This is a genomic window from Bacteroides sp. f07, from assembly GCF_042854785.1.
Classification (GTDB): Bacteria; Bacteroidota; Bacteroidia; order Bacteroidales; family Bacteroidaceae; genus Bacteroides.
Genome location: NZ_BAABXI010000001.1, coordinates 1,965,399 through 1,978,613, shown reverse-complemented (window position 1 = coordinate 1,978,613; position 13,215 = coordinate 1,965,399). Strand labels below are relative to the sequence as shown.

Genomic DNA, 13,215 nt, shown 5'->3' with positions numbered 1-13,215 from the left:
CCAACATAGATTGGCAATGCTCTATTTTTGCCTCATTCAAATTCAAAAAACAGATAAAAGAATGAAATCTATTTTATTAAGTGTGTTCGTCTTGCTTTTATTTTTATCGGAAAATGTACGGGCACAGGTAACTATTAAAACTGGGTATATCTCTTCTTCACAATATAAAGATGAGGAAGGGCAGAAAACAGGCGGGAGAGGAGATATGCGGTTTGTTGAAGGAAACGTCAATATACCTGTTTCGCAGAAAATGAATGAAAGAAAGCAGCCTACGGTCTGGATGATTTCAGCGGGAGCAAGCTATACAGCTCTGAATAATAAAAACCTCCAATCCTATATAGATGTAGATCAAATCATAAATACGCAGTTGAGTGTGACCAACATTCGTCCGATTAGCAAGAGATGGTTGTTGCTGACTACAATCGGCGCAGGAGTTTATACAACTTCTGATGTGAGACTGAAAAATGTCCTTGGGCAAGGGGGAGTTGTTTTTATCCGGCAGTTTAAGCCCAATCTGTCTTTAGGAGCCGGACTGGCTATTAATAACACTTTTGGCTATCCGATGCTGTTTCCGGCAATTTATTTTGATTGGAGCACCGAAGGGCGTTATCAGATAAAAGTATCCATGCTCAATGCTATGGAAGTTTCGGCAGGAATGAGAATGAATAAATACCTGAACCTGAAAGTGGTCGCGGAAATGAACGGTTCGCTGGCATTATTGGAAAGAGAAGGGAAAGACGCTGTGTTTTCCCAACAATTCATTATTGCAGGTTTACAGCCGGAGTTCAATATCGGAAATTCTTTTTCCGTGACTGCTACTGCCGGTGTGTCATGCAGCCGGATAGCCTATTACACCACTCGCACTTTAAAAGCTTTCTTTAAAGATATGTCGAAAGACGCAGACCCTTATTTTAAACCGGCAGCATATGTTTCGTTGGGAATGAAGTATCAATTCTAAAAAAGTAGTAACTTTATCGCCTGATGTCAGTGAAGATACCTTTATATAGATTACTAAAACAAATAGGTATATTTTTATTAGTTGCCTTTTTAGTATTCAGAGGCACATTTGTCGAAGATAACAGTGTAGGGCTGAATCCGGTGACAGGTGTGAACTTGGTGCTTTCGTTTATACTCTGGGGAATAATAAACGTACATACTTACCGGCTGATTCCCGAATATCTGTTTCAAGGACGATATAAAGCCTATATCGGCTTTACAATTTCTCTTGTCTTATGTATGTTGATATTATTATTCATCGGTGTTTATGTCATGGGACAGTATTATCCCATGCCCGACAATATCAAAACGCTCAATTCGAGATTTTTCTTTTTTCTATTATTGAATACTCTTGCTCTTATTCTTTACTTCTTTGCTTTCTCTTTCACTATTTTCTTGCGTCGTTGGGTATCTTATCATCATCGGCTGAATGAATTGGAGAATAGCGGTCTTCAAACCGAATTGAACCATTTGAAAGAGCAATTACAACCAGATTTCCTTTCTAAAATGTTGAATAAAGCCCGGACTCTCTCTTTAGAAGATGCTGATAGAGCGTCAGCACTTATCTTTAAATTGAGCCGGTTGCTTCGGTATCAACTCTATGAAAGTGCACATAAAAAAGTATTGTTAGGTGACGATATGCGATTTATGACCGACTATCTGGAATTGGAAAAAATATGTAATCCGGCTTTTAATTATGAAGTCCGAATGGAAAGCAAAGTAACTTATATGCAAATTCCGCCTTTACTATTTATGCCAATCATCGAATATGCAATTCAGAACAGTATAGATGCGGAAAAAAATATTGGGGTCGAATTAAGGGTAGAAAAGGAGATGCTTCTTTTTACTTGTACTTATCATTTAAAAGAAAGCATATGGAGAAAGTCACTTATTGTCGATGACGAGCCGATGGCTCGTAAAGGAATGAAAACATTGGTGGAGCAGATTCCTCAATTGGTATTGACCGGTAGTTTTAATAATGCTCTTGCCGCATCCGCTTTTATGAACGAACATACGGTCGATTTGGTCTTTCTCGATATTCAGATGCCGGGAATAACCGGATTGGAGTTTGCACAGAGCATTCCTAAAGATACATTGGTCATTTTTACAACGGCCTATGCGGAATACGCACTTGATAGCTACGATGTGGGTGCCATTGATTATCTGGTAAAACCCATAGAGATGAACCGTTTTCTGAAAGCGGTCAATAAAGCCGTTGCATATCATAAATTGTTGTTGCCGGAAACACTTGAAAGGGTAGAGGAGATTCAGGAAGAATATATCTTCATCAAGTCCGAGCGACGTTATTTCAGGATAAATTTCGGTGATATCCTTTTTATTGAGGGGTTGAAGGATTATTCGATTCTTCAGTTGGAAGACCAGCGTGTGGTGACTAAGATAAATTTAAAGAATATCCACGAGCAACTCCCCGGTAGACAATTTCTTCGGGTGAACAAGTCTTATATTGTCAATGTCTCCCGGATTGACTCTTTTGATACGAATGATATTTTTATCAAGTCTTATGAAATAGCTATAGGCGGAAGTTATAAGAAACTCTTTTTTGAAGAATTTGTGATGAAGAATCTGCCGAAAGAATAGTTTTGGTGATTAGCTTGGAGAATTCCGGTAACAGGAAATACCCGGCAATAAGGGGGATTTCCGTTAAGTATTGGTCTATTTTCATAAAAAAGATGTTTTATGAAAAGAAAAAGGAGAGGATATAGTGCGATATCTGAAAATAATGCTTTCCTTTGTACCAACAACAATAAAGAGGTTTATTGCGATTTGATTATTTTACATGAATCTTCTCATTTATTTGAGCATATCCATTTCTAATTTAGCTCTTCCCAAAACTTTCTTATTGAATTATTAATTTTTTATATTTGTATTTTATGAATTTGTACATTGGAAATCTTAGCTATAATGTTAAGGAATCAGACTTGAGAAATGTAATGGAAGAGTATGGAACAGTTGCTTCAGTAAAGTTAATCACAGACCGTGAGACTAGAAGATCAAAAGGTTTTGCGTTTATCGAAATGCCGGATGATACAGAAGCAAACAATGCTATCAAACAATTGAATGGTGCTGAATATGTAGGTCGTTCAATGGTAGTAAAAGAAGCTTTGCCAAGAAACTAAGACTGGAATATATAGCCGATAATAGAGACGGGCGTGTTAGGTAAACTAGCACGCCCGTTTTCTTTTTAGTCCTTCTTTGGTATGAAGATCGAACATAAAAAAGCGTATTGGCAATTCTGCCAACACGCTGTAAACTAATAAATAGTATATTTATTGACTTTTATGCAATGCCATGAGCACTGACAGTACCGTCTATCTTTTTAATCAGACCTTGAAGCACTGCACCCGGGCCGCATTCTGTGAAATCAGTAGCACCATCGGCAACCATGTTTTTCACTGATTGAGTCCAACGTACGGAAGCAGTCAACTGGGCAACCAGGTTTTTCTTGATTTCTGCAGGGTCAGTATGAGGAAGAGCATCCACATTCTGATATACCGGACATTTGGGAGTATGAATTTCTGTTGCCTTGATGGCAGCTTCCAATTCTACTTTAGCAGGATCCATCAGCGGAGAGTGGAAAGCACCACCCACTTTCAACGGAAGAGCACGTTTTGCTCCGGCAGCCTTCATCAGTTCGCAAGCCTTTTCGATTCCCGGTATGGAACCTGAGATAACGATTTGTCCCGGACAGTTGTAGTTGGCAGGTACGCAAACTTCACCTTCCGCATTTACAGAAGTACAGATTTCTTCTACTTTTTCGTCCGGCAATGCGATGATGGCAGCCATTGTGGAAGGAGTTGCCTCACAAGCTTTCTGCATAGCCATTGCACGTGCGTAAACAAGTTTCAAACCATCTTCAAAGCTCAGGGCTCCGGCAGCTACCAATGCAGAGAATTCACCGAGGGAGTGTCCTGCTGTCATTTCCGGCTGGAAGTCGTCGCCCATGCAAAGGGCAGAGATAACAGAATGAAGGAATACGGCAGGTTGAGTCACTTTTGTCTGACGAAGGTCTTCGTCTGTACCGTTGAACATGATATCTGTAATGCGATATCCGAGGATATCATTTGCTTTTTCAAACAATTCTTTTGCTAAAGCTGAGTTTTCATACAGGTCTTTACCCATTCCCACGAATTGGGCGCCTTGACCGGGAAATACAAATGCTTTCATATTTTTATTATTTAATTGATTTTTAATTGCGGGTGCAAAGTTACGTATTTTTATGATACGACCGCACAAAATGTACACATTTGTGCAATGGAGTCGGGAAAATGCCATAGCGGACCGTTGCCGTGACCGATGTGCAAATCCTTTCCTGCAATGATAGCCTGGGTGATATAAGTCTTGGCATGCTGGATGGAGTCCTGTATGGGATAACCTTTTGCCAGGCAGGTAGCAATGGCGGAGGAGAGGGTACAGCCTGTTCCGTGCAGATTGTTGCTTTCTACTTTTTTCTCCTTATATATATGGTATATAAATTCGGCTGTGTGCAGAAGGTCGAACATGACATCTCCTTCCAGATGCCCGCCTTTTACTAAAACGCTTGTATGGAAATTCTCCGTCAATATTTTGGCTGCTTCCTGCATCTCCTGGATGTTATGGATACTTTTGCCTGTGAGTACAGTCGCTTCGTCAATATTGGGCGTAATTAAAGTAGCAAGTGGCAGTAACTCCTTTTTTATTTCTTCTATGGTTTCGTCCGTCATCAGTTTTCGTCCGCTGGTAGATACCATCACCGGGTCATACACGACATATTCCGGTGTGTATTTTCGCAGGCAATCGGCAATGGCATGTACAGTCTGAATATCATGCACCATTCCTATTTTTATGGAGACAGGCTGAAGGTCTTCCATCACAGCCTCTATTTGCCCGCGGACAATTTCAGGGGACATAGCCTGCACGGCACGTACTCCCAAAGTGTTTTGTATGGTAACTGCGGTGATAGCCGATGCCGCATATCCGCCTAAGGCCGAGATTGTTTTTATATCTGCCTGGATACCTGCACCACCCGAACAATCGGAACCGGCAATAGATAAAATGACTGGATGAGATTCCATTTTAGTTTTTTTAATATTTACTCTACAAAGATAGAATAAAAAACGATAAGGTACAAAATGATATATCGTCTAAAGTACAATAAGTGCCTTTGTTGCCGTCCACTGGAATTCATATGAAAAGTACTGATAATAAAGCGCAAATATAGTTTTTTGTACTTTATACAATTACTCACCCCCGAAACAGCTAAAATACATATTGTAAATCAGAAGATAACACTAAGTGTTGATATTGTATAATATATGATATGTATTTGTGTGAAAAACAATGTTTTATAGCATATATGTGAATTTTGTTTTGGTGGCATTTCCCCTCTATATTTGCATCGTCTTAAAGAAACGGATATGCAGAATATACAGAAAAATACCCCTTTGGCAAATAATCACATATCAGTAGACTGTGTGGTGATTGGTTTTGACGGAGAACAATTGAAAGTATTGCTTGTAAAGCGTGCAGGTGAAGAAAACGGCGAGGTATATCACGATATGAAACTTCCCGGAAGCCTTATATATATGGATGAAGATTTAGACGAAGCTGCGCAACGTGTATTATTTGAACTGACAGGACTTAAGAATGTGAATCTGATGCAGTTCAAAGCATTCGGCTCTAAGAACAGAACCAGCAATCCTAAAGATGTACGTTGGCTGGAACGTGCCATGCAGTCGAGGGTGGAACGTATTGTGACTATCGCTTATTTGTCAATGGTGAAGATTGACCGTACGCTGGATAAGAATCTGGATGAGCATCAGGCTTGTTGGATTGCTCTGAGAGATGTTAAAACGCTGGCTTTCGACCATAACTTGATTATCCGCGAAGCGATGACTTATATCCGCCAATTCGTGGAGTTCAATCCCTCCATATTATTCGAACTGCTTCCGCGTAAATTTACGGCTGCACAGTTGAGAACTCTTTTTGAGTTAGTATATGACAAAGCAGTGGATGTGCGCAATTTCCATAAGAAAATAGCCATGATGGAATATGTGGTTCCTTTGGAAGAAAAGCAGCAGGGAGTGGCTCATCGTGCCGCCCGTTATTATAAGTTCGATAAGAAAATATATAATAAGGTGAGACGGTAAGAAGAAGCTATATGTTATAAAACTATACCTTATATAGTTTTCGTACTAAACAGCCGTTCATTTAAATCGTAAATAGTAAATCGTTAAATCGTAAATAAAATTATGTTTCTATTAGGCTATGACATAGGTAGCTCGTCTGTAAAAGCGAGCCTGGTAAATGCTGAAACAGGCAAATGTGTATCGTCGGCATTTTTCCCGAAGACGGAAGCGAATATTATCGCAGTGAATCCTGGATGGGCAGAACAAGACCCGGAGAGTTGGTGGGAGAACTTGAAGCTGGCTACGCAGGCTATTATGACTGAATCGGGCGTAAGCGCTGCCGAGATTAAAGCTATTGGTATCTCTTATCAGATGCACGGATTGGTATGTGTTGATAAGAATCAGCACGTGTTGCGTCCTGCCATTATTTGGTGTGATTCCCGTGCTGTGCCTTACGGGCAGAAAGCATTTGAGACAATCGGAGAGGAGAAATGTCTTTCTCACTTGTTGAACTCGCCGGGTAACTTTACAGCGTCCAAATTGGCATGGATTAAGGCAAACGAACCTGCCATCTATGAGCAGATTTACAAAATAATGCTGCCGGGAGATTATATCGCCATGAAACTGAGCGGTGAAATCTGTACGACAGTTTCCGGACTTTCGGAAGGTATGTTCTGGGATTTCAAGAACAACCGGGTAGCTGATTTCCTAATGGATTACTACGGATTCGATTCGTCGCTGATAGCGGATATTAAACCTACTTTTGCAGAGCAGGGTCGTGTCAATGCTGCGACAGCCAAAGAGTTAGGTTTGAAAGAAGGCACTCCGATAACATACCGTGCCGGTGACCAGCCTAATAATGCCCTTTCTTTGAATGTGTTTAATCCGGGTGAGATAGCTTCTACGGCAGGAACATCGGGAGTGGTTTATGGAGTAAACGGCGAAGTAAATTATGACCCCCAATCACGTGTCAATACTTTTGCGCATGTCAATCATTCAATAGATCAGACCCGTTTGGGAGTATTGCTTTGTATCAATGGAACAGGCATTCTTAATTCGTGGGTAAAACGGAACATTGCTCCCGAAGGAATATCTTATAATGAAATGAATGTATTGGCGTCCAAAGCTCCTATCGGCAGTGCGGGAATCAGTATTCTGCCGTTTGGTAACGGTGCCGAACGTATGCTGAATAATAAGGAAATAGGTTGCAGTATTCGCGGGCTGGACTTCAATATGCATGGCAAGCATCATATTATTCGTGCGGCTCAGGAAGGTATTGTGTTCTCCTTTAAATATGGTATTGATATTATGGAACAGATGGGGATTCCTGTGAAGATGATTCATGCGGGACATGCCAATATGTTTTTGAGTCCTATTTTCCGTGATACTTTGGCGGGAGTGACAGGAGCTACTATCGAGCTTTATGATACAGACGGTTCCGTAGGTGCTGCGAAAGGTGCGGGTATTGGCGCAGGTATCTACAAAGACAATAATGAAGCATTTGCTACACTCGACAAACTGGATGTGATTGAGCCCAATGTGGCTAAACGTCAGGAATATGCGGACGCATATGCTAAATGGAAATATCGCCTTGAAAAATCAATGGCAGGCAAAATACCGGCTTCGTTTTTTTCTTCAGATAAGTAATTGACAATATAAATAATAACCATTTAAAAATAAAAAGAATTATGGCAACAAAAGAATTTTTCCCGGGAATTGAAAAGATTAAGTTCGAAGGTAAAGATAGTAAGAACCCGATGGCATTCCGTTACTACGATGCTGAAAAGGTAATTAACGGTAAGAAGATGAAAGATTGGTTGAGGTTCTCTATGGCATGGTGGCATACGTTGTGTGCAGAAGGCGGCGACCAATTCGGTGGCGGAACAAAACAATTCCCTTGGAATAGCAATGCAGACGCTATTCAGGCTGCTAAAGATAAAATGGATGCAGGTTTCGAATTCATGCAGAAAATGGGTATCGAATACTACTGTTTCCATGATGTAGACTTGGTATCCGAAGGTACAAGCATTGAAGAATACGAAGCCAACCTGAAAGAAATCGTAGCTTACGCAAAGCAGAAACAAGCTGAAACAGGTATCAAACTGTTATGGGGTACTGCCAATGTATTCGGTCATGCGCGTTATATGAACGGTGCTGCTACTAATCCTGATTTTGACGTTGTAGCCCGTGCTGCCGTTCAGATTAAGAATGCTATTGACGCTACTATCGAACTTGGTGGTCAGAATTATGTGTTTTGGGGTGGACGTGAAGGTTATATGTCTCTTTTGAACACTGACCAGAAACGTGAAAAAGAACATCTCGCTCAAATGCTGACTATCGCTCGCGACTATGCCCGTGCCCGTGGTTTCAAAGGTACTTTCCTGATTGAACCGAAACCGATGGAACCGACTAAACATCAGTATGACGTAGACACAGAAACCGTAATCGGCTTCTTGAAAGCTCATGGTCTGGATAAAGATTTCAAAGTGAATATTGAAGTAAACCATGCAACTTTGGCAGGTCATACTTTCGAACACGAACTGGCAGTAGCAGTAGACAATGGTATGTTGGGGTCTATCGACGCTAACCGTGGTGACTATCAGAATGGTTGGGATACAGACCAGTTCCCGATTGACAACTACGAACTGACTCAGGCTATGATGCAGATTATCCGCAACGGTGGATTGGGCAACGGTGGAACAAACTTCGATGCTAAGACTCGTCGTAACTCTACCGACTTGGAAGATATCTTCATCGCTCACATTGCAGGTATGGACGCCATGGCGCGTGCATTGGAAAGTGCAGCAGCTCTGTTGAACGAATCTCCATACAAGAAAATGCTAGCTGACCGTTACGCTTCATTTGATGGCGGTAAAGGTAAGGAATTTGAAGACGGCAAGTTGTCTTTGGAAGATGTGGTTGCTTATGCTAAAGCAAACGGTGAACCGAAGCAGACTAGCGGTAAACAAGAACTTTATGAAGCAATTCTGAATATGTATTGCTAATTGAATCTAACATTAAGGTGGTAAAGCAGTGGTTGGACTGCTGCTTTATCACCTTCTTTTGTATCTAATCCAACTACTACACACTACTTATCCAATTTATAAAAACTATGAATAATACAACGAACGAAGGAAGCAAACTCTATTTGTATTCCATCACATCCGTTGCTATCCTGGGGGGACTGCTTTTCGGCTACGACACGGCAGTGATCTCCGGCGCAGAAAAAGGCTTGGAAGCTTTTTTCCTTTCGGCTTCCGATTTCCAATATAACAAAGTAATGCATGGAATCACTTCTTCCAGTGCATTGATAGGTTGCGTACTTGGTGGTGCGCTCTCCGGCATATTCGCATCCCGTCTGGGGCGTCGTAATTCGTTGAGGCTTGCCGCCATACTCTTTTTCCTTTCAGCATTAGGTTCTTATTATCCTGAAGTCTTGTTTTTCGAATACGGAAAGCCGAATATGGACTTGCTGATTGCATTTAATCTGTATCGTGTCTTAGGCGGTATCGGTGTCGGGCTGGCATCTGCCGTTTGTCCGATGTATATCGCGGAAATAGCCCCTTCCAATATTCGCGGAACTCTTGTTTCGTGCAACCAGTTTGCCATTATCTTCGGTATGCTGGTGGTGTACTTTGTGAATTACCTGATTATGGGTGACCATCAGAATCCTATCATCTTGAAAGATGCTGCCGGAGTCTTATCGGTAAGCTCCGAGTCTGATATGTGGACTGTACAAGAAGGATGGCGCTATATGTTTGGTTCGGAAGCTTTTCCTGCTGCATTTTTTGGTTTGTTATTGTTCTTCGTGCCGAAAACTCCCCGTTATTTGGTGTTGGTACAACAGGAAGAAAAAGCCTTTTCTATTTTGGAAAAAATTAATGGCAAAGCAAAAGCTCAGGAAATCCTTAATGATATCAAAGCTACCGCCCACGAAAAGACAGAAAAACTCTTTACTTATGGAGTGGCAGTAATTGTTATCGGTATTCTTCTTTCCGTATTCCAACAGGCTATCGGCATTAATGCGGTACTTTACTATGCTCCGCGCATTTTTGAAAATGCAGGCGCAGAAGGTGGCGGTATGATGCAAACGGTTATTATGGGTATCGTAAACATCATCTTCACATTGGTTGCTATCTTTACAGTAGACCGCTTCGGACGTAAACCGCTATTGATTATCGGTTCTATCGGTATGGCAGTAGGAGCATTTGCAGTAGCAATGTGTGATAGCATGGCTATAAAGGGAATCTTCCCGGTAGTTTCGGTTATCGTATATGCCGCATTCTTTATGATGTCATGGGGACCGATTTGCTGGGTATTGATTTCAGAAATCTTCCCGAATACAATTCGTGGCAAGGCAGTTGCCATCGCTGTAGCTTTCCAATGGATATTTAATTATATTATATCTTCCACTTTTCCGGCATTGTACGATTTCAGTCCGATGTTCGCATATAGCCTTTATGGAATTATCTGTGTAGCTGCCGCAATCTTCGTTTGGCGTTGGGTGCCCGAAACGAAAGGCAAGACACTGGAAGATATGAGCAAGCTTTGGAAGAAAAATAAGTAAATTAGGTTAGTGTAATTTCATCGTGTCGTCAGGGCTTCAGTGTGACAGCACGATTCTATCAAGATTATGACATCATGCCAATGGTATGGTGTCATAATCATTTGTATTACATAATGAGAAAAAACATCTATCATACTATCATTCATTTTTGTATTATCTTTATTATCAGAAAAATAAGTATGATAGATATGTTCATAAAAAGGTATCTATCATTCTTTTATCATAAAAATTAAGTATCTATCATACTTATACCGTATCTGTTTTAGTCTAGTATCAGGTGGGAATATCCATTTAAAGGCGTAAGGATACATACTTTATAGTAAGATAACCCATATTTTACAGTTCAATAATCTATTTGGAATAGTAGTCTTTTTATAGCCCACATATGTAGGCTGTACAGCCCGCATATGTAAACCATACAGCCCACGTATGCAGGCTATATATCACACATATGTGGACTATAAACTTGTCGCTATTAAAGTTGGATTATTAAGGTATAATGACCGGATTTATACAGGTTCATTGCGACAAAAACAAGCTATTTTATGCCTGTCCGGCCTTTATTCGGAGATTTTATTAATGATAGATGCCCTGTTTTGGTGGTATAAGTATGATAGATGCTTTTTCACTATGTAGAAAATTTTACCCAAATTCCCGCTTTATGTCTGTTGAGGCTATGTGACAAAAAGCGGGATAATTGAATGGATACCAAATCTGTATTAACGGTCAGAGGTATTCTCCACTAATTCAGTAGGTTTGCCGCCCAAGAGTTTTTCCAAGTCATGTAATTGGCGATGATAGTCCTGCAATATTTGACTGACGAAACCACGATAGCAGGAAGCTGCTATCAGGAAGTCCGACCATTTCGTCCATTCTTCAAATATCTTTTGGCATTCTGCACGAGGTGAATTTTGTAAAGCCAGGAAATGTAGACAAGCCTTTTGCATCTCCGGCATTCCATTTTCCCATGGACGGTCGAGGTTGGTTAACGCCTTGATGAAATGCTTGATTTTGTGGTGTAACGCCGCTAGGCGCTGTGATTCCGAACGATTGACTGATACGGTAGGGCATAGTCGACGTGATTGGGCTAAATAAAACTGTTTTAGTTTCTCTTTTTCTTCCGGATTGGGAGAGTCTGCTTCCTGCCGATTGTTTCGAACAACTTTTACAGGTGCATTGCTTTGTTCTTCATGCATGATACAACGGTTTTTTAAATAGGCGGGAATAAAAAAACGGTTCCGCCTTTCCCGTTGCATAACACTCCACAGAAGCTGGGGACGCATTAACGTTCCCCACGGGGGTACGAAACCGCGTATCTACGACAGCAACAGGCATAAAAATGCCTGCTACTGGAGTTGAAGCAGGTTCACTGCTTCTGTGAATAAAATGTTATGCGTTGCAAAATTACAATAATTTTCGGAAGTCACAAATTAAATAGCACAAGAATCTGTGTGAAAATTGTGTGGTGTTAAAGTGCAATAGTTGTTTCTGAAATACATATTGTTATGGAAGGTTGTAAATATAATTATATGTAAATCTTATCTATATTCATGTTCTCTTATAAACTCATCAGCTATATAGAGATTGCCATACAAATAGAGACCTGTATTTTTATTATGTAAGTCTGCGCAGGTTTTACTTTCATAAAATAATTCCAATGCTCTTTCGGGAGCAATATTCAGCCGTTTTGCCAGTTCGGCTGATATGCAGCCAATCCGGTTACTTAATATCATTTCTTGGATAACAGGGGATTTTACGGGGTCATTCTGCAGATTCTGTTCCATCATAACTAAGGTATTTATCAATTAACTTTTGGTTTAACAGACAAATTTGATTATTCGGTTGATGCATAGCGAGACGTTGCAAAGCTACATCTGCACTCATCAATCCTGTCATATACAAATTTACAGTATCAATAACACGGTCGTTAGCTACACCGCCTTCGATATAATCGTAATTAGCTGCCGGATTCAATCCTTTTCGGCTGTTTACTATAAAATCCAGCCATTCGGCATCGTAGGCTTTAAATATTTTGCAGCGTCCTTCTTTCAGAATCGTGTCACGGTCTAATTGATACATGTTAATTAATGCTTTAGCCTGTCTCTTGGCCGATATAGCTATAGCCCATTTGAAGGCTTGCTCTTTAATGTTTGTAACATAGAATCCCTGTCCGAAATCAAGGTTTTTGCATCCGAAACCACAGATGGGATTAATAACTACTTCTGTTCCGCCATGATATACAGTTATTTTCATTTTCTACTCTCCCATGTAGTTAAACACTCTATCATGTTATCTGTCACATGTTCACGACTTTCGGTATGAAGTACTTCATAATTAGGTAAAATATAATTTGCTATCATCCCTACGGACTTCATTCGAGCGTATATTTCTTGATAGGATTTGCCGAGCCGACGTGCAGTTCCTTCAATGCAAGAAGCAACGAAAGCTAATTTAATTTCAGTTGGTGATAATTCTATAAGTTGTTCCATATTGTTACCATTTGTGCAAATTCTACTTTATTTTGTT

General features: G+C 40.5%; 13 protein-coding genes and 1 pseudogene. 8 read left to right on the top strand and 6 right to left on the bottom strand.

The features are described 5' to 3' along the window. The first annotated feature begins 61 nt into the window (after positions 1-61). From ACGHVY_RS07930 to ACGHVY_RS07915, 4 genes and pseudogenes are all read left to right on the top strand, one after another. Positions 62-958: a DUF6268 family outer membrane beta-barrel protein gene (locus tag ACGHVY_RS07930; RefSeq protein ID WP_390598248.1), complete on the top strand. Its 897-nt coding sequence runs from the start codon at positions 62-64 to the stop codon at positions 956-958. Positions 959-981: 23 nt separating this feature from the next. Beyond that, a pseudogene (locus ACGHVY_RS07925) lies at positions 982-1,662 on the top strand (histidine kinase); the annotation flags it as partial. A 168-nt stretch (positions 1,663-1,830) separates the two neighbouring features. Then, on the top strand, positions 1,831-2,595 hold the full coding sequence (locus tag ACGHVY_RS07920) for a LytR/AlgR family response regulator transcription factor (RefSeq protein ID WP_390599661.1): 765 nt from the start codon (positions 1,831-1,833) through the stop codon (positions 2,593-2,595). Positions 2,596-2,888: 293 nt separating this feature from the next. Beyond that, positions 2,889-3,134, top strand: a complete 246-nt coding sequence (locus ACGHVY_RS07915; protein ID WP_007755457.1) for an RNA-binding protein — start codon at positions 2,889-2,891, stop codon at positions 3,132-3,134. Between the two features lie 160 nt (positions 3,135-3,294). Here the strand turns inward: ACGHVY_RS07915 and fabD are convergent, their stop codons facing one another. Together fabD and thiD are read right to left on the bottom strand one after the other, a co-directional pair. Beyond that, on the bottom strand, positions 3,295-4,182 hold the full coding sequence (fabD, locus tag ACGHVY_RS07910) for an ACP S-malonyltransferase (protein ID WP_308745267.1): 888 nt from the start codon (positions 4,180-4,182) through the stop codon (positions 3,295-3,297). 50 nt (positions 4,183-4,232) lie between these two features. After that, complete coding sequence (thiD, locus tag ACGHVY_RS07905; RefSeq protein WP_390598245.1) at positions 4,233-5,069, bottom strand: bifunctional hydroxymethylpyrimidine kinase/phosphomethylpyrimidine kinase; 837 nt, start codon at positions 5,067-5,069, stop codon at positions 4,233-4,235. A gap of 342 nt (positions 5,070-5,411) precedes the next feature. On the opposite strand from thiD, the gene ACGHVY_RS07900 reads away from it, so the two are divergent. From ACGHVY_RS07900 to xylE, 4 genes are all read left to right on the top strand, one after another. After that, the gene (locus ACGHVY_RS07900; protein WP_308745269.1) at positions 5,412-6,143 is read left to right on the top strand and encodes an NrtR DNA-binding winged helix domain-containing protein; all 732 of its coding nucleotides are present in this window, start codon (positions 5,412-5,414) and stop codon (positions 6,141-6,143) included. 102 nt (positions 6,144-6,245) lie between these two features. Then, complete coding sequence (locus ACGHVY_RS07895) at positions 6,246-7,769, top strand: xylulokinase (protein ID WP_390598244.1); 1,524 nt, start codon at positions 6,246-6,248, stop codon at positions 7,767-7,769. 41 nt (positions 7,770-7,810) lie between these two features. Further along, entirely contained in the window at positions 7,811-9,127 is a 1,317-nt protein-coding gene (gene xylA / locus ACGHVY_RS07890) for a xylose isomerase (protein ID WP_308745271.1), read from the top strand. Between the two features lie 107 nt (positions 9,128-9,234). Beyond that, positions 9,235-10,689 carry a D-xylose transporter XylE gene (gene xylE, locus ACGHVY_RS07885; protein WP_390598243.1) on the top strand — a complete coding sequence of 485 codons (1,455 nt, stop codon included), beginning with the start codon at positions 9,235-9,237 and terminating at the stop codon, positions 10,687-10,689. Positions 10,690-11,408: 719 nt separating this feature from the next. Here xylE and ACGHVY_RS07880 read toward each other — a convergent pair. The 4 genes from ACGHVY_RS07880 to ACGHVY_RS07865 form a co-directional block, all read right to left on the bottom strand. Beyond that, positions 11,409-11,885 carry a hypothetical protein gene (locus tag ACGHVY_RS07880; protein ID WP_390598242.1) on the bottom strand — a complete coding sequence of 159 codons (477 nt, stop codon included), beginning with the start codon at positions 11,883-11,885 and terminating at the stop codon, positions 11,409-11,411. 342 nt (positions 11,886-12,227) lie between these two features. Next, positions 12,228-12,476: a hypothetical protein gene (locus ACGHVY_RS07875; protein WP_135999800.1), complete on the bottom strand. Its 249-nt coding sequence runs from the start codon at positions 12,474-12,476 to the stop codon at positions 12,228-12,230. Further along, positions 12,451-12,942: a DUF3990 domain-containing protein gene (locus ACGHVY_RS07870; RefSeq protein ID WP_390598241.1), complete on the bottom strand. Its 492-nt coding sequence runs from the start codon at positions 12,940-12,942 to the stop codon at positions 12,451-12,453. Before ACGHVY_RS07870 ends, ACGHVY_RS07875 begins: the two co-directional genes overlap by 26 nt. After that, positions 12,939-13,178: a DUF3791 domain-containing protein gene (locus ACGHVY_RS07865; RefSeq protein ID WP_390598239.1), complete on the bottom strand. Its 240-nt coding sequence runs from the start codon at positions 13,176-13,178 to the stop codon at positions 12,939-12,941. The genes ACGHVY_RS07870 and ACGHVY_RS07865 overlap by 4 nt, the downstream gene beginning before the upstream one ends. Positions 13,179-13,215 lie beyond the last annotated feature (37 nt).